This window comes from Candidatus Thioglobus autotrophicus (assembly GCF_001293165.1).
GTDB lineage: Bacteria > Pseudomonadota > Gammaproteobacteria > PS1 > Pseudothioglobaceae > Thioglobus_A > Thioglobus_A autotrophicus.
In genome coordinates this window covers 344,619-368,004 of sequence record NZ_CP010552.1, presented here as the reverse complement: position 1 = coordinate 368,004, position 23,386 = coordinate 344,619, and the positions used below count along the sequence as shown (strand labels likewise).

Here is a 23,386-nt window from a genome sequence, read left to right as displayed (position 1 = left end):
AGGTTGAATAATTAAAGTTGAATGCCTTAATTTTAAAGCAAGGGATTGGTATTGTGATGACTTATATTGCGAGCACTTCATTTTCATTAAGTACGATTTCTTGATGCTGGCCAATGATTTTTAACAAGATTGCAATCCGGTCATTACTATTATAATTCTGAAAAATAGCTTGCTGACCTTTGAAAGCACCTGTCTGGATCTCAACCACATCCCCTTTTTGATGTGAGCAAATGTTAATCATTTTTTCGATGGTTTGCTGCTGTTGAATTCTAATCATATTAATGATTTTATTTGGAACTTTGGCGAATGTTAGGCCAAATCTTACAAAGTTTGCAACACCTTTGGTTGAGCGAATGGGTGTCCAGTTTTGAAATTTGTCATCCAGCTCAATAAATAAATAACGTGGAAAAAGCGGCACAGTTTTTCCCTTAATAATGGCTTTTGGATAAAATATTGTGTAGTTTTGGTTAGATAAATTTTGAGCGGAAATTTGCTCTTGCTGGGGTTTGGTTTGAATGAGATACCAGTTTTTCATAATGAGTTATTTTAAACCATAAATCGTTTTTTTTTTTTTGCTTTTTAAAGAATTTCAGTCAGTGGTATTAATAATGGATAATAGTCGCTATGATTATTGATTTACACAACCACTCGTATTATTCTGACGGGGTGTTATCCCCCAGTGAGGTGGTGTGTCTTGCCAAAAAAGAGGGTTGTGACGTATTTGCACTGACAGATCATGATACAACAGATGGACTCATGGAGGCGCAACAGCAAGCAGATGAAAGTGACTTAAAATTGATTCATGGTGTAGAAATATCTGCCATGTGGAGCAACATGACTGTGCATATTGTAGGCCTAGGGGTGGATATTAATAACGAGACTCTTCAAATGGGACTTAAACAACATCAAGATTTTCGACAGGCTCGCGCTGAAAAAATGGCACGAGGCTTGGGCGGTGCAGGGGTATTTGGCGCAATGGAAAAAACTCAGGCCATCGCTAAAAAAGGCATGATTACGCGCACGCATTTTGCTCAAATGTTGGTTAAAGAGGGTGTGTGTAAGGATATGAAAAGCGTATTTAAGCGTTTTTTAACCGGCAAAAAACCAGGTGGTGTGGGCGGCAAGTGGGCTGAATTTGATGAAGTAATTAGCTGGATTCATGCAGCAGGTGGGCAGGCAGTTTTGGCTCACCCACTGCGCTATCGAATGACTAATACTAAAGTGAAGCGTTTATTAAGTCATTTGTCAGCTGCGGGGTTAGATGGCGTGGAAGTAGTCACGGGCTCAAGTAGTGGTGATGAAATTACTTTGGTAAGCCAGTGGGCGAAAGAGTTTGAGTTGTTATCGTCTATTGGTTCTGACTATCATGGCTGGCCCAGTCAAAGAGTACGTATCGGCCATTTACAAGATATGCCAAAAGTGAATAAAACCGTATGGCAGGATTGGTAATGGCTAAATTAATCGCTATTCATCCGCAAAACCCTCAACAACGTTTGGTTTCTCAAGTTGTTGAGGTGCTCAAGTCGGGTGGAGTAATCGCCTATCCAACGGATTCCGGGTATGCGCTCGGCACTGCTTTGGGTAATAAGTCAGGGTTGGAAAAGATTCGTCAAATTAGACAACTATCAAAGCGCCATGACTTTACCCTGATGATGCGTGATTTAGCCCATATTGGTGAGTACGCCAAGTTGGATAATAATGCATTTAGACTGCTTAAGAAAATTTTGCCTGGGGCTTATACATTTATCTTGGAAGGATCGCGCGATGTGCCAAAGCGCTTGTTGCATGATAAGAAAAAAACGATAGGACTGCGTATTTCTGCTCACGGTGTTGTGCAAGCTTTACTTGAGCAGCTAGATGAGCCGTTAATGAGTGTCTCGTTAATTTTGCCTGGTTGTGAGTTTTATGATGTGGATGATGTACGCGACGCCATTGACAATCAAGTGGATTTAATTATTGATGATGGTTACTGCCCGCCAGAGCCAACCACGGTGATCGATTTATCTGGCGATACGCTAGAAATTATCCGTCACGGCGCAGGCGACACTTCACTTATCGTTTAGATAAGTATAATTAGACGTTTTTATATAACGCTTTGATCGCATGAAAACGGCACAAATTAGACAAAAATTCTTAGATTTTTACGCCTCTAGAGAGCATACTATTGAGCCGAGCTCATCTCTAGTGCCGCATAATGACAAAACCTTATTGTTTGTGAATGCTGGCATGGTGCCATTTAAGGATGTATTTAGTGGCTTGGAAAAGCGTCCTTATAAGCGTGCTGTAAGTTGTCAGCGTTGTGTACGCGCTGGTGGTAAGCATAATGATTTAGAGAATGTAGGCTATACTGCACGCCACCACACCTTTTTTGAAATGTTGGGAAATTTCTCATTTGGTGACTATTTCAAACGTGAAGCCATTCAATATGCCTGGGAGTTTTTAACGGTAGAGCTTGGTCTGCCTAAGGAGAAGCTTTGGGTCAGTGTTTTCGAGGAGGATGATGAAGCTGAAGCTATTTGGGTGAATGAAATTGGCTTTCCTAAAAACCGCATTTCTCGTTGTGGCGCTAAAGATAATTTTTGGCAAATGGGTGACACAGGTCCGTGTGGCCCGTCGAGTGAGATTTTTTATGATCATGGTGAAGACATCGCTGGCGGTCCTCCGGGTCATGCGGATGAAGATGGTGATCGTTATATTGAAATTTGGAATCTGGTCTTTACCCAATACGATAAACAAGAAGATGGCTATTTGAAACCACTCGATGCTCCTTGTGTGGATACGGGTATGGGTCTTGAGCGTTTAGCTGCGGTGTTACAACATAAAAATAACAACTATGATATAGATTGTTTTCAAAGTTTAGTTAAGTCTATTGTTGACCTAACACCTGCAAGCAGCGGTATCAAACCCGATAATGCCTCGGTGCGAGTGATTGCAGACCATATCCGCTCTACCGCGTTTATGATTGTTGATGGTGTTATCCCTTCTAATGAAGGGCGTGGATATGTACTACGTCGCATTATTCGCCGAGCGATTCGCCACGGCCATAAAATCGGCATGACTAAAGTTTTCTTTTATCGTTTGGCGCCTGTATTGGCGTTAGAATTTAAAGAGGCTTATCCAGAACTTAAAAAATCTTTGGCAAATGTTGAGAAAGTACTCAAGCGAGAAGAGCAGCGTTTTGCGCAAACACTAGATCAAGGTATGGGTATCTTGGAAGAGGCGATTGCCAGTTTAACAAATAGTGAAATTGACGGCGAGACCGTGTTTAAACTTTATGATACCTATGGTTTTCCGGCCGATTTAACCGCTGATGTGGCTCGAGAACGCAACCTTAGTATTGACATGAATGGCTTTGAAGTGGAAATGACAAAGCAACGCGATCGTGCGCGTCAAGCAGGTGATTTTAAAACCACACAAAAAGGCGTAGATATTACGACTGCAACGGAGTTTTTGGGCTACGAGCAATTAGACAATACTTCCACTGTACAAGCACTCATTAAAGAGGGTGAGTTGGTTGAAGCAGTTGAAGCTGGGGATCACGCTATTATCATCTTGTCAGAATCTAGTTTTTATGGTGAATCTGGTGGTCAAGTAGGTGATAGCGGTGTGCTTAGCCAAAACAATGTACAATTTGATGTGAGCAATACTCAAAAGCAAAAAACAGGTGCTTTTGAACATCACGGCATGGTTTCAAGTGGTACGATTAAAGTCGGTGATGTGCTTGAGGCTAAAGTCGATGCACGCAAACGCAAACGCATTGCTCGCAATCACTCAGCAACACACTTGCTGCATGCTGCATTGCGTAGTGTTTTGGGTGAAACAGTTACTCAAAAAGGCTCGCTGGTTGATAGCGACAAATTGCGCTTTGACTTTTCTCATGATGAAATTATTGCCAAGGCTGATTTAGATAAAATTGAGGCGATGGTTAATCGTCGAATTTTAGGCAACTCAGTTGTCCATACTGATGTAACCGATATTGAAACTGCCAAGAAAAAAGGCGCCATGGCGCTTTTTGGCGAAAAATATGGTGATACTGTACGTGTCTTAAGTATGGGTAAAAACGATTTTTCTGTGGAGCTTTGTGGTGGCACACACGTCAATCAACTGGGCGATATTGGTTTATTTAGAATCACTTCAGAAGGTGGTATTGCTGCAGGTGTGCGCCGAATTGAGGCAATGACCGGCTATGACGCTTATCAATTTGACAAGCAAATCGAAAATAATTTGAGTGCTATTGCACAGATGACTAAGTCAAATAATGCACAAGCTGTTGAAAAAGTGGCGCAACTGATCAAACAACAAAAAGAATTAGAAAAGCAAATTGCCACTTTCCAAAAACAATTAGCCAGTAATCAGGGTGACGATATTGCCGGACAAGCCATTGATGTAAATGGTGTCAAATTACTTTCAACTATTGTAGAAGGCGTGAGCGGTAAAGATTTACGTGATATTGCAGACAAGTTAAAAGACAAGCTGGGCTCAGCGGTTGTGGTATTGGCTGTAGTAAGTGGTGACAAGATTTCCCTGGTTGCAGGCGTCACTAAAGATCTGACAGATAAATATCAAGCAGGCAAGATTCTTAATCACGTTGCTCAACAGGTTGGTGGAAAAGGTGGTGGCAGACCAGATATGGCACAAGGTGGCGGCACAGACCCGTCCAAGTTAACTGAAGCGCTTGCTTCAGTTGAAGATCTATTGTGAGTTGTGCGCACTTATTAACTACACCTTTGTTGTCGAAGTGTTCAAGATAGTCATTTATTAAATATAAACTCCTATTTTTCACACTTCTTACGCCTCGGTGTAGTTAATAATTGCATCACAATTGGAGGTGTAAGTAGCATCTGCTTTAGACTTAAAAAAATATCTCAATGAGTGGTTTTAGAAATATTTCTATAAAGGTCAGGCAATAAAAAACCCTCAAAAGAGGGTTTTTTATTCAGATCTATTTGCAAGTATTTTTTCTATTTACAAGGCAAAAAATTAAAATGCGATTGAATATAGTTAATCTATATGATTGAGTATTTTAATTTTCTAACGCCGTAAAAAGGAAAAAGACAAAGCAAAGAGTTAGACGCAACCAGTTGGTTGTGGCATCCCTCCATATTTCGTGATTGGTTTCATTGGGCCTGTTAGCCACTCTTTAAAAAGAATTTTTTTGTCAATACCGACTACTTTTGAGAAAGTTCTGATAGGAGGTACTGAAGAATTTTCAGAGAAATACTCTCTGGCAGCAAGAATTTGAGTGACTTGAGAATCTGTTAATGTAATCTCATCTTCTGTTGCCATTTCATGCATGATGTCTTCGGTCCAAATTGATGGGTCTACTAAGTAGCCATTTCCTGTTCTATCTAATGCCATTTTTCTAATACCATAGTAATTTAATTGGGTATATTATATAAGATTGATTTAAGTCAAATTTTATAAATACACATTTTATTTGTATGGATATAGGGCGAATTTTAGGCCATAAAAAACCCTCTTTCGAGGGCTTTATGATTTAAGTAGCCATAAATGGGCTTATCTCATATCATCTAATTCTTCTGCAGACTTCATGCCTTTTTTATAATCTTGAGTTGCTGTAACAGTTTCGTTACCTGCTCTTGAATTTAAAGGGTTAGATGCATTTAATGCCTCTAAGCTGCTTCCTAATGCTGGTCTGTTGCCTTTTGTAATGCCGTTAGCCATGGTATCTCCTAGTAAGTTAATGTAAATTCTGTTTTTTGTTAACAATGAGTATTATATCAACTAAGGTTAATTGTATTAGCTATTTTTTATATGGGAATGAAGTTTGCTACTCATAGGTATAATTTAAGCGCTATGGACTGGATGCAACTCACCTTACAAACAAATAAAGATCAGGCAGATTTTGTCAGTGAAATACTGACTGGCCTGGAAAGTGTTTCTGTCACTTTTTGCGATACCAATAATGACGCTATTTTTGAGCCACCTGTGGGCGAAACCCCTTTGTGGCAATATGTCACTATCACTGCCTTATTTGCCTTAGATGTTGATCAGGCGCATGTAAAGCAGATGCTTGATCAAATTTGTCATATTAAAACAGTCAATTTTGAATTACTCAAAGATCGTGTTTGGGAAGATGAGTGTAAGCAAGATTTTCATGCAATGCAATTTGGTAAGAGGCTATGGATTTGTCCCTCGTGGGAGGATAGTGGAAATTTACCAGATGACGCTGTTATTATTGATATGGATCCAGGCTTGGCATTTGGCACGGGCACTCATCAAACCACTGATCTGTGCTTGCAATATTTAGAGGCCAATGCACCTATTAATTGTTCGGTGATTGATTATGGTTCAGGTACGGGAATTTTGGCGATTGCCGCGGTGAAATTGGGGGCTAAAGCAGCAGTTGCTGTGGATAATGATCCGCAAGCCATTATTGCTACCATGAGTAATGTTGAGGTTAATCAGGCGCAAGATCAAATTTGCGTGCTACATACAGAAGATGAAGGCAGATTGGATCCAGTAGATTTACTGATTGCAAATATTTTGGCCAACCCTTTAGTGGGCTTATGTGAGCATTTTTCTCAGCTGGTAAAACCGGGTGGGAATATCGCTTTATCAGGCATTATGCAAGATCAATTGCCAATGATAATTGAGGCCTATGGTGTGTATTTTGAAGCGTTAGAGGTCGCGCAAAAAGACGAATGGTGTTGCGTTAGCGGCCAGCGTAAATAGAAAAAATTATGACAGATAAAAAACAAATTAAAGCAGTATCCCTAATTTCAGGTGGATTGGATTCCCTATTGAGCACTAAGTTATTATTAGATCAAGGTGTTCATGTTGAAGGTATTAACTTTTTTACTGGATTTTGTGTAGAAGGGCATACGCACGCTATTCGCAAGCAAAAGAGTGATAAACAAAAGCGCAACAATGCACTTTGGGTGGCTGAACAACTCGGCATTAAATTGCATATTATTGATGTTATTGAAGAATATCGCGATGTTTTGTTAAATCCAAAGCACGGCTATGGCAAAAATATGAATCCTTGCTTGGATTGCAAAGGCTTTATGGTGAAAAAAGCCAAAGAGTGGATGGAAGAAAATGAGTTTGATTTTATTATTACGGGTGAGGTGATGGGTCAGCGCCCTATGTCTCAGCGTAAAGATACTATGCCAGTGGTGCAAGCAGAATCAGGCGCAGATGATCTATTATTGCGCCCATTGTGCGCTAAACACTTGCCTGAAACTAAAGCAGAAAAAGAGGGTTGGGTGGATCGAGAGCAGTTACTTGATTTTTCTGGGCGCACGCGTAAGCCGCAAATGGCTTTGGCAAAGGCTTATGGATTTGATGATTATGCAACTCCTGCAGGAGGCTGTTGTTTTTTAACCGATAAGCAATATTCTGATAAATTGGTTGATATGTGGCAATCTCGCGGCAATCGCGATTATCAGCTTGATGATTTAATGATGCTTAAAGTGGGTCGTCATATTCGTCCTAACCAACGCTTTAAGATGATTGTCGCTAGAGAAGAAGGGGAAGTGAAGTTTTTAGAAGGTTATAGAAATCAATATGCCAATCTTTATCCCACTAGTTGCAATGGTCCAATTGCGCTAATTGATGGCGAGCCAAATCAAGAAGATCTTAAAATTGCCGCGCAAATTCTAGCGCGTTATTCGCAAGGTCGAGAGCAGCCAAATGTTGAAGTTGAGGTTAAGCTAAATGTAGGTGTCACTCAACAATTTAGCGTTAAACCTTTAGGTGTGGACGAAATTCCTAAAGCGTGGTTTGTCTAGCCGCCACCAACGGCTTTAATAATCTCAATTTGATCACCTTCATTTAGCTCGAACTTATCGTGCTTAGACTTTGGAATAATAGCTTCATTAATTTCCAAAGCAATGCGCTGATCTTGATAATTTAATTGGTTAATTAAATTATCAGCTGTGGCTGATTTTTCGATTTCTAGTTGCTGGCCATTAACAATGATAATCATTTGTCCATCTTACCAATAGCGCAAGAAACAAATGATTTGGCTTTTGCTTTAGCCGAATCAAATCCGTGTATTGAGTCTGTTTCTGGATAGCCTAAATCTAGTAATACTTTGACTAGCTGCTCTTTTTTGGAAGCATCAAGGTCGATAGTAACAATACCTTGTTCGATATCTATATTAATTTTATTTGTATCAAAGGCTGCAGTTAGTTTTTTTGTGATTGAGCCAGCGCAACCGCCACATTTGATATTATCTACTGTAATTTCCATGATATTCCTCCATCATTATTTGTGATTAATTATACCCTTAGATTTGCATATTTGCCCTTCAGGGTGCCAAGACAATATGGTAAAATTCCCGAAGTTTTTCATTCAGGAGTATCCTGTGTCACAAGTTGCCTTATTAGCATTAGAAGATGGTCAGATTTTTTACGGAAAATCTATCGGCAGTACAGGTGAAACACTGGGCGAAGTTGTCTTCAATACTTCAATGACGGGTTATCAAGAAATTTTGACCGACCCTTCTTATACTCAACAGATTGTAGCGCTTACTTATCCTCATATTGGTAACACCGGTACGAATGAAGTTGATAAGGAATCTTCTAGAGTCTATGCAGCTGGATTAATCATTCGTGATTTGCCACTACTGCACAGTAATTGGCGTAATACTCAGCCATTAGATGAGTACTTACAAGTCAATAATATTGTTGCCATTAGTGATATCGACACACGTGCTTTAACACGTCATCTGCGCTCAATGGGTTCTCTTAAAGGCTGTATTGTTGCTGGTGATAATATTGATGAGGCAGAGGCTATTGCTAAAGCACAAGCTTTTTCAGGACTCAAAAATACCGATTTAGCCAAAGTGGTTTCCACAACCCAAACTTATAAATTCAATCAAGGTTCTTATTTTTTAGAAACGGGTGAGTTTGCTAATTTAGACGCTAAATTTAATGTCGTGGTCTATGACTATGGTGTCAAGACAAACATCTTAAGAATGCTGGTTGATCGAGGCTGCGATTTAACCGTGGTTAACGCAAAAATGCCAGTTGCAGATGTTTTGGCTATGAATCCTGATGGTGTATTTTTATCAAATGGTCCGGGCGATCCTGAACCATGTGATTATGCGATTGCTAATATTGAAATTCTGCTAGAAAAAAATATACCAATGTTTGGTATTTGTCTAGGTCATCAGCTATTGGCATTAGCCAGTGGCGCTAAAACTCAGAAGATGAAATTTGGTCATCATGGTGCTAATCATCCTGTACAAGATCTAGAATCTAAGCAAGTTATGATTACTTCGCAAAATCATGGTTTTGCAGTAGCAGAAGAAAATATGCCTAATAATTTAGAAGTTACTCATCGCTCATTATTTGATAATACTATTCAAGGCGTTAGAGTATCGGGTAAGAAGGCGTTTAGTTTCCAGGGTCATCCAGAAGCGTCTCCTGGCCCTCATGATGTTAGCGGATTATTTGATACCTTTATTCAGGAGATGAGTTCATGAAGCATCTACTAGCAAGTTTATTGTTATTGACCTTGAGTATGGCTTCGCCCGCAGAAGATGTGGATCCATTTGAAGAAACCAATCGAGTGATTTACGAGTTTAATGAAACCATTGATGACAATTTACTTGAACCGGTTTCTCGAGCCTATCAAGACCACATGCCCGATTTCGTACAAAATCGAGTCAGCCACTTTTTTGGTAATTTACGTGACGTCTCGACATTAGCGAATCAAATCTTACAATTTAAAATAGAGCAAAGTGCCGTCACATTAGGCCGTGTTGTGGTTAACTCCACTGTTGGTTTATACGGATTATTTGATATTGCAACCGATATTAACCTCACCACTGAAAATGAAGATTTTGGACAAACGTTGGCTGTCTGGGGTGTTGATAGTGGTCCTTATATTATGCTGCCTTTAATGGGCCCATCAACACTTAGGGATAGTGCAGGCTTGTATGTTGATCTTACCTCGGATGCAAATTTGGTGAACGAAATGGAAGATGTGGGCGCTATCAGTGCGAGTGCAATGAATATTATTGATAAAAGGGTTGAACTGCTGCCGATAACTGACTTGTTAGATCAGTCAGATGACCCTTATATCACCATAAGATCTTCTTACTTACAAAAGCGTAAATTTGATATTTTTGATGGTAATTTACCCATCGAAGAAGACGAATTTTAACAGCATTAACCTTTAGAAAAATATGCCAAAAAGACACGACCTAAAAAGTATTTTAATTATCGGCGCTGGCCCTATTGTGATTGGCCAAGCTTGTGAGTTTGATTATTCTGGCGCACAAGCCTGTAAAGCGCTAAGAGAAGAAGGGTATCGCGTTATTTTGGTTAATTCCAATCCCGCCACTATTATGACTGATCCGCAAATGGCGGATGCGACTTACATTGAGCCGATTGAATGGCGCACAGTTGAAAAGATTATTGAGATTGAAAAGCCAGATGCGCTTTTGCCAACTATGGGTGGACAAACAGCACTTAATTGTGCGCTTGATTTAGAGCGTCACGGCGTCTTAGAAAAGCATGGCGTTGAGATGATTGGCGCTAGAAAAGAAGCAATTGACAAAGCAGAAGACCGTGATTTATTCCGCGAAGCTATGTTAAAAATTGGTCTAGATATGCCAAAAGCAGCTGTTGCACATACATTGGAAGAGGCGTTTGAAGTTCAGGCAACTGTTGGCTATCCAACCGTTATTCGTCCGTCATTTACTATGGGTGGATCAGGTGGTGGTATTGCTTTTAACAAAGAAGAATTCGTTGAAATTTGTGAGCGCGGACTAGATCTGTCTCCAACCAATGAACTTCTGGTTGAGGAATCTATTCTAGGTTGGAAAGAGTTTGAGATGGAAGTGGTGCGTGACACCAAAGACAATTGTATTATTATTTGCTCTATTGAAAACTTTGATCCGATGGGCGTACATACAGGTGATTCTATTACCGTTGCCCCAGCGCAAACCTTAACGGACAAAGAGTACCAAGTGATGCGTAACGCTTCTTTGGCAGTATTACGTGAGATCGGCGTCGATACAGGTGGCTCAAATGTACAATTTGCCCTTAATCCTGAGAATGGCCGTTTAACTATTATTGAAATGAATCCGCGCGTATCACGCTCATCAGCGCTAGCTTCGAAAGCAACAGGATTTCCGATTGCTAAGGTTGCAGCTAAGCTGGCTGTGGGCTATACATTGGACGAGCTTGATAATGATATTACTGGCGGCAAAACCCCAGCCTCATTTGAGCCGAGTATTGATTATGTTGTGACTAAAATCCCACGCTTTGCTTTTGAAAAATTTCCCAAAGCAGATGATCGCCTAACCACGCAGATGAAGTCAGTGGGTGAAGTCATGGCCATGGGCTCAACCTTCCAAGAGTCATTACAAAAAGCCTTAAGAGGCCTGGAAACAGACAAGGTTGGATTAGATCCGATTGTTGATTTAAATGCAGATGATGCACGTAATAAAATTCGTTCAGAATGTATTACTGCGCGCGGTGAGCGTATTTTTTATTTGGCTGATGCCTTTAGACTCGGCATGAGCTTAGAAGAAGTGTTTGACTTATCTAAAGTAGATCCCTGGTTCTTGGCGCAAATTGAAGATATTGTATCAAGTGAAATGCAAATTAACGGTGTTAGTCTTACGGATATTTCAGCAGACGATATGTTTGCTTTAAAGCGTAAAGGTTTCTCAGATGCGCGACTTGGTCAACTACTAAATTGTAACGAGTCTTCTGTGCGTGAGCGCCGTAAAGCGCTCAATATTAAGCCAGTTTTTAAGCGTGTTGATAGTTGTGCCGCTGAGTTCGACACACAAACGGCCTATTTATATTCAACTTATCAGCAAGTGTGTGAGGCAAATCCAACAGACAAGAAAAAGATCATGATTTTAGGCGGTGGCCCAAATCGAATTGGTCAAGGCATTGAGTTTGATTATTGTTGTGTACATGCTTCTCTCGCATTGCGAGAAGATGGTTTTGAAACCATTATGGTCAACTGTAATCCTGAGACAGTTTCAACCGATTACGATATTTCGGATCGCCTGTATTTTGAGCCATTAACGCTGGAAGATGTGCTCGCAGTGGTAGATATTGAAAATCCAGATGGCATTATTGTGCATTATGGTGGGCAAACGCCGCTTAAATTGGCAGAAGCTTTAGAAAAAAGCGGTGCAAAGATTATCGGTACTAGTCCAGATGCAATTGATCTAGCAGAAGATCGTGAACGTTTTTCTGCCTTATTGCAAGAGCTTAATTTGAAGCAACCTTTAAATGGTACAGCACGTTCATTAGAACAAGCGCAAGCTATTGCTGATGCCATTGGTTTTCCACTGGTAGTACGCCCATCTTATGTATTGGGCGGTCGCGCTATGGAAATTGTTTATGATAAAGATTCATTAGACCACTATATGCACACAGCTGTACAAGTATCCAATGATTCACCAGTGTTGCTAGATTCGTTTTTAGACCATGCTATTGAAGTAGATATTGATGTTATTTGTGATGGCGAGGATGTGGTCATTGGCGGCATTATGCAGCATATTGAGCAAGCAGGCATCCACTCAGGAGACTCTGCTTGCTCTCTGCCACCTTACTCATTAGAGAGTGATGTTTTAGATGAAATGCGCGCTCAAGTCGTTGCGATGGCGAAAGCGTTAAAGGTTGTTGGTTTGATGAATACTCAGCTGGCCTACCAAGATGGAGAAATTTTCGTTATTGAGGTTAATCCCCGCGCTTCACGTACTGTGCCTTTTGTTTCCAAAGCCATTAGTGCGCCATTGGCTAATATTGCCGCACGCGTTATGTCTGGAAAATCTTTGAAAGAGTTAGGCTTTACCAAGGAAATTATTCCAAAACATTACAGTGTTAAAGAGGCGGTATTTCCATTTAATAAATTCTTAGGTGTTGATCCAATTTTAGGCCCAGAAATGCGTTCTACGGGCGAAGTGATGGGCATTGGTGATGACTTTGCTTCTGCTTTTGATAAAGCGCAATTAGCAGCAGGATCTCGTGCCCCTGAAAAAGGTACTGTTTTTGTTAGTCTGCGACGCCTAGATCGTGATGATTTAGTAGGTTTGGGTGAAAAATTATCGCAACAAGGGTTTAGCTTGGTGGCCACTCGTAGTAATAGAGATACCTTGATTGAAGCAGGTCTTGAATGTGAAATGGTTAATAAAGTATCAGAAGGTTCACCGCATATTGTCGATATGATTAAAAATGATGTCATTGATTTAATTATTAATTCTACCGAAGATACCCAAGGTGTTGAAGATGCTGCAGCAATTCGCTGCCAAGCATTGGTGCACAAGGTGCCATTTACGACAACTGTAGCGGCGGCGTTTGCAATGCTTGATGGTTTAAAAACGCATGAAGAGATTACAGTAAGAACGGTACAATCTCTTAATAACTAAGAAAGGGCAGTATGGAAAATATTCCAATGACAGTTGCTGGTGCAAAAGCATTAGAAGCTGAACTTTTAAAACTGAAAGATGTTGAACGTCCTCGTATTGTACAAGATATTGCTACGGCGCGTGCTCATGGCGATCTAAAAGAGAATGCAGAATATCATGCGGCCAAAGAAGAGCAGAGTTTTTGTGAAGGCCGAATTAAAGAAATTGAATCAAAACTTTCACGCATGCAAATCATTGATGTGGCCAAGCTTATTCAAAATGGTCGCTGTGTATTTGGAACAACGATTAGTCTAATGAATTTGGAAGATGATAGTGAAATTACTTATCAGATTGTCGGTGAAGATGAGGCGGATATTAACCAACATAAAATTTCTTGCCATTCACCTATTGCCAGCGCCCTTATGGGTAATGAAGAGGGTGATGAAGTTACTGTAAAAGCCCCCAGAGGCGACATTGTTTACGAAATTTTAAGCGTAGAATATTTGTAAAATTGTCTAAAGAATTTTAACTTGTCCAATCTGCTCGGTTAACAAGTCTAAAAAGAATTGCTTCCTTTCTTCGTTAAAGCGGCTAATAGGCCCTGAAATAGTTAGCGCACCAATCAGTTGTCCACTTTCCGATAAGATGGGTTTCGAGACAGCGAACAAAGCGGCGTTATGTTCATTAACTGACAAATAATAACCCTTGTCGCGAATATTTTTAAAAAAACCAGCCTTGTCTTGTAAGCGTCGACCATAAGCCAAGATCACCCTGCCAGAGGCGCCACGATTAAGTTCTAGTTGCGTGCCAACATCAATATTATGTCTGATCATGTCTCGCGAATGCGCGCGATATAGGCAAATTCTGTCGTTGTCTTGCTGAATAAAGAATGAAGAAGTTTCATTACTCATGTCTCGAATGTGGTCAACCACTGGACTAATTTGAGTTAACTGATTAGTTTTTTGATAAATGGCACTTAAAGATAGGGGTGTGGTGCCAATGCAGTAATTTTTGTCTGCTGTTCTAATAATATAGCCGTATTCCGATAGTGTATGCAAAATCCGATAGGTCGTTGACGCATTAAACCCAACCTGATCACAAATCTCTTTCAGGCTTAGAGAGGGTTTTTCCATTGAAAAGATAGACAAAATAATGAGACTCTTTTCAATGGCGGTAACTTTTTTTTCTATCGGGTTGATTGCTGTCATGATCATTTTTTCGTATTATAAAACTTCACATTATATTAAGGAATTATTTTTTGTATAGTGAAATATTCATCAAAAACTCATTATTTATTCATATTGTGAAATACTATATTATATAATGAAAAGAAGTTAAAAAAATCAGTATCATGACTCTCACACATAAAGTAACTAATTAATAAAATCCATAATGAGGAGAAATACAATGACTAGAGAAGAACAAATTCAAGCATTAGAAAAAGACTGGGCTGAGAATTCACGCTGGAAAGATGTTAAGCGTGACTATAGCGCTGAAGATGTTGTACGACTACGTGGATCTAAGCAAATTGAACATACACATGCTAAGGATGGTGCTGATCAATTATGGAACCTAATTAACGGCAGCTCTAAGAAAGGTTATGTTAACTGTATGGGTGCTATTACAGCGGGCCAAGCTATGCAACAAGCTAAAGCAGGTATTGAAGCTATTTATTTATCAGGTTGGCAAGTGGCTGCTGACGGCAATACATCGGAAACTATGTATCCGGACCAATCTTTATACGCTTATGATTCAGTGCCAACAATGGTACGTCGTATCAACAACACATTTAAACGTGCCGATGAAATTCAACATGCTAAAGGCATTAACCCTGGCGATAAGGGCTACGTTGATTATTTCTTACCAATTGTGGCAGATGCTGAAGCAGGTTTTGGTGGTGTATTGAACGCTTATGAATTAATGAAGAATATGATTGCTGCGGGTGCATCAGGCGTGCATTTTGAAGACCAATTGGCTTCTGTTAAAAAATGTGGCCATATGGGTGGTAAGGTATTGGTACCAACTCAAGATGCAATTCAAAAATTAAATGCTGCGAGATTAGCCTCTGATGTGATGGGTGTACCAACAGTGCTACTAGCACGTACGGATGCAGAAGCGGCAACATTAATCACTTCAGATGTAGATCCAATTGATGAGCCATTTGTTACCGGTGAGCGTACTCCAGAAGGATTTTACGTGGTTAAAAATGGTCTTGATCAAGCAATTTCTCGTGGTGTTTCTTATGCGCCATATGCTGATTTAGTATGGTGTGAAACAGGCAAACCAGATTTAGGTTTTGCGAGAGAGTTTGCAGAAGCAGTTTTAGCTGAAAATCCAAACCAAATATTGTCTTACAACTGTTCACCATCGTTCAATTGGAAGAAAAACTTAACCGATTCTCAAATTGCTTCTTTCCAAGAAGATATTTCAGCAATGGGTTACAAGTATCAGTTTATCACGCTAGCAGGTATTCATAACATGTGGTACAACATGTTTGATTTGGCGCACGAATATGCTCAAGGTGAAGGTATGAAGCATTACGTAGAGAAGGTACAAGAGCCAGAATTTGCAGCAGCAGAGAAGGGCTATACTTTTGCATCACATCAACAAGAAGTGGGCGCAGGTTACTTTGATGACGTAACAACAGTTATTCAAGGCGGTAAATCTTCAGTGACAGCATTAACAGGTTCGACTGAAGAAGAGCAGTTCTAAAACTTGATATTTTTTGATAAAGTTAGTTGGTTTATACTATGATATAAGCTAACTACTTTATGAAGTGATATGATGGAAATGAGCACGCAATCAAGCAATCTGCCTGAGTCTACTTCCAAAAAAATATTGGTGGGCTTTGAAAGGCATTATTGTGTTTTTCAGCAAGCCTCTGTGCAAGCTAAATCTCGATTTGATCGCTGTGAATGGCGACAATTATTGGACGATTATAGAGCGCGCCTTTATTTTTATGATAAGCAGGTCAAGCAGTTTTGCCTTGAGCTTAAAAAGGAGATTAATACAGATATGTTTGATGAACAGGTTTGGATTAACACCAAGCTTGCTTACATCAATCTAACGTCAAATTATAAGCAGCCAGAACTAGCTGAAACCTTTTACAATTCAGTCTTTTGCTTATTGTTTGATAAGCGTTTTTATAATAATAACTTTATTTTTGTTAAGCCATCCATATCAACGACTTTTATTGATATGGATGACCCAATTATTAATAGTCATTATATTAAAACCCATCAGTTAGAACAAACACTGCAATCTGTTTTTACCGAGCTAAACTTTGTCACGCCCTATCAAGATTTAACACGTGATGTCTTACGTTTAAAAGAACAATTTGTTAAGCAGTTAAATTTATCAGAAGATGAAGAGTTTGAGTTGCAACTGGTTAAAAGTACTTTCTTTAGGCGCAAGGCAGCTTATATTGTAGGGGAAGTTGTTTTAAAGAATAATCAGGTTCGCCCTGTTTTAATTGTTTTATTAAATGATGAAAAAACAGGAATATATATTGATGCATTATTGACCGATGTTGACAATATCTCGATTGTCTTTAGCTTTTCTAGGTCGTATTTTTTCATTGATACAGACTATCCTGCAGCTGTTGTTGATTTTTTAAAAACACTTCTTCCGGGTAAAACTAAAGCTGAGCTTTACAGCTCTATTGGCCTGCATAAGCACGGAAAAACTTTGCTATACCGAAGGTTTTTGAAATATTCCCGTAGTACCGGCGAAAAGCTGATTCTTGCCCCAGGTATTAAAGGCATGGTGATGACAGTTTTTACCTTTCCTATGTTTCCTTATGTGTTCAAAGTTATTAATGACAATTTTGCACCACCTAAGACGGCTACCAAGCAACAGGTTAAAGATAAATATTTCTTTGTGAAAAACCACTGTAAGGTAGGTCGTCTAGCGGATACCTGGGAGTTTTCCAATGTTGCTTTTCCCATTCGAGATCTGAATCAAGATCTGCTTAACGAGCTAAAAACCAAAGTGGGTTCAAATGTTACGATTGAAGGTGATTTGTTAATTATTAAGCATTTGTATATGGAAAACAAAATGATTCCGCTTAATTTGTATATGAAAAATGCCAATGACGCAGATTTAAAGCATATTGTTAATGACTACGGGCGAGCGATTGACGAGCTGATTAATGCGGATATTTTCCCAGGTGATATGCTCACTAAGAATTTTGGTGTTACCCGTCAAAATCGGGTTGTTTTTTATGATTATGATGAAATTACTACAATGGATCAACCTGTTTTTAGAAAGATTCCAGCTGCTAGACATGAGGAGGATGAAATGGCTGCTGAGCCTTGGTATTACGTAGGCCCTGAAGACGTTTTTCCAGAAGAATTCAAATTGTTTATGTTTAGTCAAAATGACAGCAAGCAAATTTTCGCCAAATCCTATGAAAAATTATTGAGTGCTGATTATTGGAAATCTGTACAAGATAATATTAAAAATGGCAAGATTATTGACTATTACCCTTATCGACAACGCTACAGAATGTCACAAATTTATTCACAACCTCTCTAACGCTTATGCAGAAAACCAGCGACATTTCAGACCAGCTACACCCCAATGTTCAGTACTTGGATCCAGTCTATTGTGGCTATGGTGCCAAGATAGATTTTTACGGCATGATCCACACCATTAAATGTTTTGAAGATAATTCTTTAGTGAGAGAAATGCTAGATACAGACGGACAAGGGCGAGTTTTGGTGGTGGACGGCGGCGGCTCAAAACGTTGCGCAATGTTGGGCGATCAACTGGCTGAAAAAGCGGTTAAGAATAATTGGTCTGGTGTGGTTGTTTATGGCCTTATTCGAGATTCTGAGATGATCAATAAGATGCCAATTGGGGTGCGTGCATTGGGTACACATCCGTTAAAAAGCATTAAAAAAGGTGTAGGCGAGGCTGGCATTTCTGTGAGTTTTTCAGGCGTAGATTTTATCCCTGGAGATTATTTATATGCCGATCAAGACGGTGTTATTGTTGTTAAGGAGTTAGTATTATGTTAGTTAATGAGTATCAGAGTGTAGCGGGTTTTCAGGTTAATCGTAGTTTGTATCAATTTATAGGGCAAGAAGTTTTGCCGGGTTTGAATATTGAGGTGGATGATTTTTTCCCTAAATTGTTATCGATCTTTTCTGAACTAACACAGCAAAATCAAGCGCTATTGTTACAGCGTGATCAGCTGCAATCTAAAATTGATCAATGGCATCAAGACAATGCAGGGGCGTTTGATTTGGATGCCTATCAACAGTTTTTGCAAGATATTGGTTATTTACTGCCCAAGCCAGCACCATTTGAGTTGGATCTGGGGCCAGTGGATGATGAAATTGCTCATATTGCTGGGCCTCAATTAGTGGTGCCTATTTCAAGTGCGCGTTTTGCTCTGAATGCGCTGAATGCACGTTGGGGTAGTTTGTATGACACTTTGTACGGTAGCGATGTAATCGATAAAAAGATTAAAGGTGAGGAGCGAGCCGCTCAAGTTATTAACTGGACTAATACATTTTTAGATGAGTCGATACCGTTGAAAACAGGATCTTACGCTCAGGTTGTTGCCATTGATATGCATTCAAAGACGCCAGTCTTTATATTGGCAGATAAGAGTGCCACGCAGCTGGAAAATTTAGAGAGTTTTGTGGGTAATACTGAGAATAGTATTTTAATTAAGCATCATAATCTTCATATTGAGTTGGTACTTGATCCAGCTACCCAGGCTGTTCAAGATGTTATCTTAGAATCGGCATTGACAACTATTATTGACTTTGAGGATTCAGTTGCGACAGTCGGTAGTGAGGAAAAGATTAGCGCTTATCGTAATTTTTTAGGGTTGATGAAGCGAGATTTAGAAATTAAGTTCTGTAAAGGCGAGCAAACGGTTGTTAGAAAAATTAACACAGACAAAACTTACACCGATGCCAATGGAGACTCCAATACCTTGTCAGGCAGCAGCTTGATGTTGGTGCGCAATGTTGGGCATCACATGCTCACTGATTTAATTAAAACGCCAGATAATCAAGAAGTGCCAGAAGGTATTTTAGATGCTATGGTGACAACACTAATTGCTTTGCATGATATTAAGAATTTAGGCGCTAATTCCAAAAAAGGCAACGTGTACATTGTCAAACCTAAAATGCATGGCCCTGATGAAGTGGCGTTTAGTATTAAGTTATTTGAGAAAGTTGAACAGGCGTTAGGGCTTAACGCTAATACGCTTAAAATTGGCATTATGGATGAAGAGCGCCGTACCAGTACTAATCTGGCAGCGTGTATTAAAGTGGCTGCTAAGCGTGTCATTTTCATCAACACAGGGTTCTTGGATCGAACAGGAGACGAAATACACACCAGTATGCAGGCTGGCGTTATGTTGCCCAAGTCTAAAATTAAGAGTCAACCTTGGATTAAGGCCTATGAAGTGTTAAATGTTCAAGTGGGTTTAAATTGTGGTATGTATAAACAGGCGCAAATTGGTAAAGGTATGTGGGCACAGCCTGATCAAATGCGTGAAATGCTTGAGAGTAAGCTTGGTCATTTACAGGCGGGCGCTAATTGTGCTTGGGTGCCGTCACCAACTGCTGCTACTTTACATGCAACACATTATCACCGATTCGATGTTTTTTCCAGACAACAACAATTAATGCAAACACCGCTTGAAGTTAATGAACAAGATTTACTATTGGCACCAGTATTGGATTCAAGCACCACGTTAAGTATGGCTGATATTCAAACAGAGCTTAATAATAATGCTCAAAGTATTTTGGGTTATGTGGTGCGCTGGATTGATCAAGGTGTGGGCTGCTCGAAAGTGATGGATATTGACCAAGTGGGGTTAATGGAGGATAGAGCAACTCTGAGAATTTCTAGCCAACATATGGCTAATTGGCTGCATCATGAGATTTGTAGCAAAGAGCAAATAGAGCGAGTTTTTAAAGAGATGGCACTCGTTGTAGATGAGCAAAACCAACACGATCCTTTGTATCAAAATATGGCGCCAAGTTACAATGGCACCGCATTTAAAGCAGCCTTGTCTTTGGTTTATAGAGGGGTGAGTGAGCCAAATGGCTATACTGAAGCTATTTTGAAAGAATATCGACAAAAAAGATTGGCCGAATTATCACAATAAGGTTTGATTAGTAGACGGTTAACCCCTGGGGTGATGCTTGCTATGCTGTAGTTTTAGTTGAACATTTTGAATGTGAGTGTATATTTGCGTGGTAGAAATATCACTGTGGCCAAGCATCAGTTGTACGCTACGCAAATCTGCGCCTTGTTGTACTAAATGCGTTGCAAATGCATGACGTAGACTGTGTGGCGATAATGGTTTGTCAATGCCTGCTCTTTGAGCATAAGCTTTAATAATATAAAAGAAGTTTTGCCGACTCATATTGCTGCCACGATTAGACAAAAAATAGCCGTCAGTTTGTCCTTTTTTAGCTAAAAAAGGCCTAGCATCTTTTTCATATTGAGAAAGATACTCCATGGCCAGTTCGCCCATAGGCAAAAGTCGCTCTTTATTGCCTTTGCCTAGAATTCGAATATATTCGTCGTTGATATTAATCTGTTGAAATTCTAAATTAATGAGCTCAGAAACACGCAATCCACAAGAGTATAAAAGCTCTAGCATGGCTCGATCTCGCAATCCGAAAATAGTTTTCCGATCTGGTGCGTCAAGTAGGTTTTCAACTTCATTAATACTTAAAAAAATAGGTAGCTTTTGCACTTGTTTTGGGTGACTAAGTTTGGCAGTTGGATTGGTTTTTATCCGTTTTTGTGACAATAGGTGCTGATAAAAAACTCTCAGGCAGGTTAATATACGTGCTTGCGTAGAAGGGCTGATTTGTCGGTGTTGAAAATAGTTGAGAATATCAACATCACTAGATTTTTCTAAAGATGATTTATTTAGCCATTTTGAATACAGTGTTAGATCAGATCGATAAGCAGACAAGGTGTTCTGACTAGCGCCCGATGACAGCCAATAATAATCAAGAAATTGTTCAATAAGTTGTCTGTTATGTTCCATGTCTGAATTTTAGACAAAAAAATACCGGCTGATTGCCGGTATTTGTAAGAAAAATTGAGAAACTTATTTAGTGGCCAATTTTTCTTTAATTCTTGCTTTTCTACCAGTAAGCTCACGAAGGTAGTAAAGCTTCGCTTGGCGAACTTTACCACGACGCTTAACTTCAACAGAATCAATCATTTTAGAATGTGTTTGAAAAACTCTTTCTACACCTTCTCCATGAGACGTCTTTCTCACAGTAAATGCTGAACCGATACCACGATTTTTCTTAGCAATTACCACGCCTTCGAATGCTTGTAATCTTTCACGATCACCTTCACGTACTTTAACTTGTACGATAATTGTGTCACCTGCTGAAAACTCAGGGATGTCGCTTCTTAGCTGTTCGCTTTCAATTTGATCAATTAAATTCATTTGAACTTATCCTTAAATATTTGATTCTTAAAAAAGGGCAATTATACAGTTAAACATAGCGTCAGGCAAATAAACTATTCCATCTTTTTTATAGATGCATATATATGGCAAATATGGCATAATTAGGCGCTTTAGATTTATACGTTTTGAGAAATGGGAAAAGTAACTGGCTTTAAAGAATTTGATCGAAAAACAGAGGAATATCGCCCTGTTGAATTACGTCTTAAAGATTATGGTGAAATTTTTACTGGTACTCATAATGAGTCACATTTACAAAACCAAGGTGCCAGGTGTATGGATTGTGGCGTACCTTTTTGTCAATCAGATGATGGCTGTCCAATTAATAATTTAATTCCTGAGTGGAATGACTTGGTCTATAACGACAAATGGGAAGAAGCTTTATCGAGACTTTTAAAAACCAATAATTTTCCAGAATTCACCGGTCGTGTTTGTCCGGCGCCTTGCGAAGGTTCTTGCGTTCTTGGCATGAATAATCCAGCGGTCACCATTAAAAATATTGAACAAGCGATTATTGACAAAGGCTTTGAACAAGGCTGGATCAAGCCATATGATGTAGAGTGCAAAACAGGCAAAAAAATAGCAATTGTAGGCTCTGGCCCCGCAGGTTTGGCTGCCGCTGATGAGCTTAATAAGTTGGGGTATGGCGTCAGTGTTTTTGAGCGTGATGACCGTATTGGTGGCTTATTAATGTACGGCATTCCGAATATGAAGCTTGGCAAGGATATAGTTGATCGTCGTATTAATTTTATGAAAGATTGTGGTGTAGAATTTATTACCAACGTCAATGTAGGTAAAGATATTACTATACAGGCGTTGCAGCAAGATTTTGATGCGGTTATATTGACTACTGGTGCAAGTGAAGCTAGAGATTTACCCGTAGATAATCGTGATGCCAAAGGTGTGCACATGGCCATGGAATATTTAACGATCAATACTAAAAGCTTGCTAGATACTGGGCGTGCAGATGAGTCGGATTTATCAGCTAAAGGTAAAGATGTGATTGTTATTGGTGGTGGTGATACTGGCACTGATTGCATTGGTACAGCTATTCGTCAAGGTGCTAAATCGGTGGTGAATTTTGAGCTAATGTCTCAACCACCAGCGGAGCGTGCAGATGATAATCCGTGGCCACTTTGGCCACTGATCTACCGTGTTGATTATGGCCATGCGGAGGCACAATCTACCTTTGGCAAAGATCCGAGAGAATATCAATTAATGACTAAGTCATTTATCAAAGGTTCGAATGGTGAGCTAACCGGACTAACGACTATTAATGTGGAGTTTAATAATGGCCAGTTAGTTGAAATAACTGGCAGTGAAAAAACTTGGGATACGCAGTTGGTATTACTATCAATGGGTTTTGTTTCTCCAGAGCATTATGTGAGTGATGATGCAAACATTAAGTTGGATGATCGTGGTAATTACAAGGCTGATTACGACCAATATCAAACATCACAAGCCGGCATATTTACCGCAGGTGATTGTCGTCGTGGTCAATCTTTAGTTGTTTGGGCAATTGATGAAGGTCGTGGTGTTGCCAAGCGTGTTAACGAGTATTTAGCTTAAGACCA

General features: G+C 39.6%; 22 protein-coding genes. 14 read left to right on the top strand and 8 right to left on the bottom strand.

Going from position 1 to position 23,386, the window contains the following annotated elements; genetic code table 11:
• Window positions 1-61: 61 nt before the first annotated feature.
• Complete coding sequence (locus SP60_RS01980; RefSeq protein ID WP_053951044.1) at window positions 62-535, bottom strand: transcription termination/antitermination NusG family protein; 474 nt, start codon at window positions 533-535, stop codon at window positions 62-64.
• A gap of 89 nt (window positions 536-624) precedes the next feature.
• Between SP60_RS01980 and SP60_RS01975 the strand changes: the two genes are divergently transcribed.
• The 3 genes from SP60_RS01975 to alaS are packed head-to-tail and all read left to right on the top strand — an operon-like array spanning window position 625 to window position 4,701.
• Window positions 625-1,449, top strand: a complete 825-nt coding sequence (locus SP60_RS01975) for a PHP domain-containing protein (RefSeq protein WP_053951043.1) — start codon at window positions 625-627, stop codon at window positions 1,447-1,449.
• Window positions 1,449-2,063, top strand: coding sequence for an L-threonylcarbamoyladenylate synthase (locus SP60_RS01970; protein ID WP_053951042.1), 615 nt, complete (start codon window positions 1,449-1,451; stop codon window positions 2,061-2,063). The genes SP60_RS01975 and SP60_RS01970 overlap by 1 nt, the downstream gene beginning before the upstream one ends.
• A gap of 40 nt (window positions 2,064-2,103) precedes the next feature.
• Window positions 2,104-4,701 carry an alanine--tRNA ligase gene (gene alaS / locus SP60_RS01965; protein WP_053951041.1) on the top strand — a complete coding sequence of 866 codons (2,598 nt, stop codon included), beginning with the start codon at window positions 2,104-2,106 and terminating at the stop codon, window positions 4,699-4,701.
• Between the two features lie 366 nt (window positions 4,702-5,067).
• Here the strand turns inward: alaS and SP60_RS01960 are convergent, their stop codons facing one another.
• On the bottom strand, window positions 5,068-5,358 hold the full coding sequence (locus tag SP60_RS01960) for a TusE/DsrC/DsvC family sulfur relay protein (protein WP_053951040.1): 291 nt from the start codon (window positions 5,356-5,358) through the stop codon (window positions 5,068-5,070).
• A gap of 159 nt (window positions 5,359-5,517) precedes the next feature.
• Entirely contained in the window at window positions 5,518-5,685 is a 168-nt protein-coding gene (locus tag SP60_RS08370) for a hypothetical protein (RefSeq protein ID WP_158403309.1), read from the bottom strand.
• Between the two features lie 132 nt (window positions 5,686-5,817).
• On the opposite strand from SP60_RS08370, the gene prmA reads away from it, so the two are divergent.
• Together prmA and SP60_RS01950 are read left to right on the top strand one after the other, a co-directional pair.
• Window positions 5,818-6,696 carry a 50S ribosomal protein L11 methyltransferase gene (prmA, locus tag SP60_RS01955; RefSeq protein ID WP_053951039.1) on the top strand — a complete coding sequence of 293 codons (879 nt, stop codon included), beginning with the start codon at window positions 5,818-5,820 and terminating at the stop codon, window positions 6,694-6,696.
• Window positions 6,697-6,704: 8 nt separating this feature from the next.
• Window positions 6,705-7,754, top strand: a complete 1,050-nt coding sequence (locus SP60_RS01950; RefSeq protein WP_053951038.1) for a tRNA (5-methylaminomethyl-2-thiouridylate)-methyltransferase — start codon at window positions 6,705-6,707, stop codon at window positions 7,752-7,754.
• Here the strand turns inward: SP60_RS01950 and thiS are convergent.
• Complete coding sequence (thiS, locus tag SP60_RS01945) at window positions 7,751-7,951, bottom strand: sulfur carrier protein ThiS (protein ID WP_053951037.1); 201 nt, start codon at window positions 7,949-7,951, stop codon at window positions 7,751-7,753. The genes SP60_RS01950 and thiS overlap by 4 nt on opposite strands.
• On the bottom strand, window positions 7,948-8,217 hold the full coding sequence (locus SP60_RS01940; RefSeq protein ID WP_053951036.1) for a heavy-metal-associated domain-containing protein: 270 nt from the start codon (window positions 8,215-8,217) through the stop codon (window positions 7,948-7,950). Before SP60_RS01940 ends, thiS begins: the two co-directional genes overlap by 4 nt.
• A gap of 115 nt (window positions 8,218-8,332) precedes the next feature.
• On the opposite strand from SP60_RS01940, the gene carA reads away from it, so the two are divergent.
• The 4 genes from carA to greA are packed head-to-tail and all read left to right on the top strand — an operon-like array spanning window position 8,333 to window position 13,857.
• On the top strand, window positions 8,333-9,454 hold the full coding sequence (gene carA, locus SP60_RS01935; protein ID WP_053951035.1) for a glutamine-hydrolyzing carbamoyl-phosphate synthase small subunit: 1,122 nt from the start codon (window positions 8,333-8,335) through the stop codon (window positions 9,452-9,454).
• Window positions 9,451-10,137: an MlaA family lipoprotein gene (locus SP60_RS01930; RefSeq protein ID WP_053951034.1), complete on the top strand. Its 687-nt coding sequence runs from the start codon at window positions 9,451-9,453 to the stop codon at window positions 10,135-10,137. Before carA ends, SP60_RS01930 begins: the two co-directional genes overlap by 4 nt.
• Before the next feature lie 22 nt (window positions 10,138-10,159).
• Window positions 10,160-13,369, top strand: coding sequence for a carbamoyl-phosphate synthase large subunit (gene carB, locus SP60_RS01925; RefSeq protein WP_053951033.1), 3,210 nt, complete (start codon window positions 10,160-10,162; stop codon window positions 13,367-13,369).
• Between the two features lie 11 nt (window positions 13,370-13,380).
• Window positions 13,381-13,857, top strand: a complete 477-nt coding sequence (gene greA / locus SP60_RS01920; protein WP_053951032.1) for a transcription elongation factor GreA — start codon at window positions 13,381-13,383, stop codon at window positions 13,855-13,857.
• 6 nt (window positions 13,858-13,863) lie between these two features.
• Here the strand turns inward: greA and SP60_RS01915 are convergent, their stop codons facing one another.
• On the bottom strand, window positions 13,864-14,556 hold the full coding sequence (locus SP60_RS01915) for an IclR family transcriptional regulator (protein WP_144418566.1): 693 nt from the start codon (window positions 14,554-14,556) through the stop codon (window positions 13,864-13,866).
• A gap of 199 nt (window positions 14,557-14,755) precedes the next feature.
• Here SP60_RS01915 and aceA point away from each other — a divergent pair, with 199 nt between their 5' ends.
• From aceA to SP60_RS01895, 4 genes are all read left to right on the top strand, one after another.
• Complete coding sequence (gene aceA / locus SP60_RS01910) at window positions 14,756-16,060, top strand: isocitrate lyase (RefSeq protein WP_053951031.1); 1,305 nt, start codon at window positions 14,756-14,758, stop codon at window positions 16,058-16,060.
• Window positions 16,061-16,129: 69 nt separating this feature from the next.
• Entirely contained in the window at window positions 16,130-17,884 is a 1,755-nt protein-coding gene (gene aceK / locus SP60_RS01905; protein WP_233487279.1) for a bifunctional isocitrate dehydrogenase kinase/phosphatase, read from the top strand.
• A gap of 5 nt (window positions 17,885-17,889) precedes the next feature.
• On the top strand, window positions 17,890-18,369 hold the full coding sequence (gene rraA / locus SP60_RS01900) for a ribonuclease E activity regulator RraA (RefSeq protein ID WP_053951030.1): 480 nt from the start codon (window positions 17,890-17,892) through the stop codon (window positions 18,367-18,369).
• The gene (locus SP60_RS01895; protein ID WP_053951029.1) at window positions 18,363-20,483 is read left to right on the top strand and encodes a malate synthase G; all 2,121 of its coding nucleotides are present in this window, start codon (window positions 18,363-18,365) and stop codon (window positions 20,481-20,483) included. Before rraA ends, SP60_RS01895 begins: the two co-directional genes overlap by 7 nt.
• Window positions 20,484-20,501: 18 nt before the next feature.
• Here the strand turns inward: SP60_RS01895 and xerD are convergent, their stop codons facing one another.
• On the bottom strand, window positions 20,502-21,380 hold the full coding sequence (gene xerD, locus SP60_RS01890) for a site-specific tyrosine recombinase XerD (protein ID WP_053951028.1): 879 nt from the start codon (window positions 21,378-21,380) through the stop codon (window positions 20,502-20,504).
• A 63-nt stretch (window positions 21,381-21,443) separates the two neighbouring features.
• On the bottom strand, window positions 21,444-21,794 hold the full coding sequence (rplS, locus tag SP60_RS01885) for a 50S ribosomal protein L19 (protein WP_053951027.1): 351 nt from the start codon (window positions 21,792-21,794) through the stop codon (window positions 21,444-21,446).
• A 153-nt stretch (window positions 21,795-21,947) separates the two neighbouring features.
• Here rplS and SP60_RS01880 point away from each other — a divergent pair, with 153 nt between their 5' ends.
• Entirely contained in the window at window positions 21,948-23,381 is a 1,434-nt protein-coding gene (locus SP60_RS01880; RefSeq protein WP_053951026.1) for a glutamate synthase subunit beta, read from the top strand.
• Window positions 23,382-23,386 lie beyond the last annotated feature (5 nt).

Excerpts from the sequence above, each read along its gene's own strand:
- SP60_RS01980 (WP_053951044.1), bottom strand. The coding sequence starts at position 535 with ATGAAAAACTGGTATCTCATTCAAACCAAACCCCAGCAAGAGCAAATT.
- thiS (WP_053951037.1), bottom strand. The coding sequence starts at position 7,951 with ATGATTATCATTGTTAATGGCCAGCAACTAGAAATCGAAAAATCAGCC.
- rraA (WP_053951030.1), top strand. The coding sequence starts at position 17,890 with ATGCAGAAAACCAGCGACATTTCAGACCAGCTACACCCCAATGTTCAG.
- rplS (WP_053951027.1), bottom strand. The coding sequence starts at position 21,794 with ATGAATTTAATTGATCAAATTGAAAGCGAACAGCTAAGAAGCGACATC.
- SP60_RS01950 (WP_053951038.1), top strand. The coding sequence starts at position 6,705 with ATGACAGATAAAAAACAAATTAAAGCAGTATCCCTAATTTCAGGTGGA.
- aceK (WP_233487279.1), top strand. The coding sequence starts at position 16,130 with ATGATGGAAATGAGCACGCAATCAAGCAATCTGCCTGAGTCTACTTCC.
- carB (WP_053951033.1), top strand. The coding sequence starts at position 10,160 with ATGCCAAAAAGACACGACCTAAAAAGTATTTTAATTATCGGCGCTGGC.
- prmA (WP_053951039.1), top strand. The coding sequence starts at position 5,818 with ATGGACTGGATGCAACTCACCTTACAAACAAATAAAGATCAGGCAGAT.
- SP60_RS08370 (WP_158403309.1), bottom strand. The coding sequence starts at position 5,685 with ATGGCTAACGGCATTACAAAAGGCAACAGACCAGCATTAGGAAGCAGC.
- alaS (WP_053951041.1), top strand. The coding sequence starts at position 2,104 with ATGAAAACGGCACAAATTAGACAAAAATTCTTAGATTTTTACGCCTCT.
- SP60_RS01970 (WP_053951042.1), top strand. The coding sequence starts at position 1,449 with ATGGCTAAATTAATCGCTATTCATCCGCAAAACCCTCAACAACGTTTG.
- SP60_RS01940 (WP_053951036.1), bottom strand. The coding sequence starts at position 8,217 with ATGGAAATTACAGTAGATAATATCAAATGTGGCGGTTGCGCTGGCTCA.
- xerD (WP_053951028.1), bottom strand. The coding sequence starts at position 21,380 with ATGGAACATAACAGACAACTTATTGAACAATTTCTTGATTATTATTGG.
- greA (WP_053951032.1), top strand. The coding sequence starts at position 13,381 with ATGGAAAATATTCCAATGACAGTTGCTGGTGCAAAAGCATTAGAAGCT.
- SP60_RS01960 (WP_053951040.1), bottom strand. The coding sequence starts at position 5,358 with ATGGCATTAGATAGAACAGGAAATGGCTACTTAGTAGACCCATCAATT.
- SP60_RS01930 (WP_053951034.1), top strand. The coding sequence starts at position 9,451 with ATGAAGCATCTACTAGCAAGTTTATTGTTATTGACCTTGAGTATGGCT.
- SP60_RS01895 (WP_053951029.1), top strand. The coding sequence starts at position 18,363 with ATGTTAGTTAATGAGTATCAGAGTGTAGCGGGTTTTCAGGTTAATCGT.
- SP60_RS01915 (WP_144418566.1), bottom strand. The coding sequence starts at position 14,556 with ATGACAGCAATCAACCCGATAGAAAAAAAAGTTACCGCCATTGAAAAG.
- SP60_RS01880 (WP_053951026.1), top strand. The coding sequence starts at position 21,948 with ATGGGAAAAGTAACTGGCTTTAAAGAATTTGATCGAAAAACAGAGGAA.
- aceA (WP_053951031.1), top strand. The coding sequence starts at position 14,756 with ATGACTAGAGAAGAACAAATTCAAGCATTAGAAAAAGACTGGGCTGAG.
- SP60_RS01975 (WP_053951043.1), top strand. The coding sequence starts at position 625 with ATGATTATTGATTTACACAACCACTCGTATTATTCTGACGGGGTGTTA.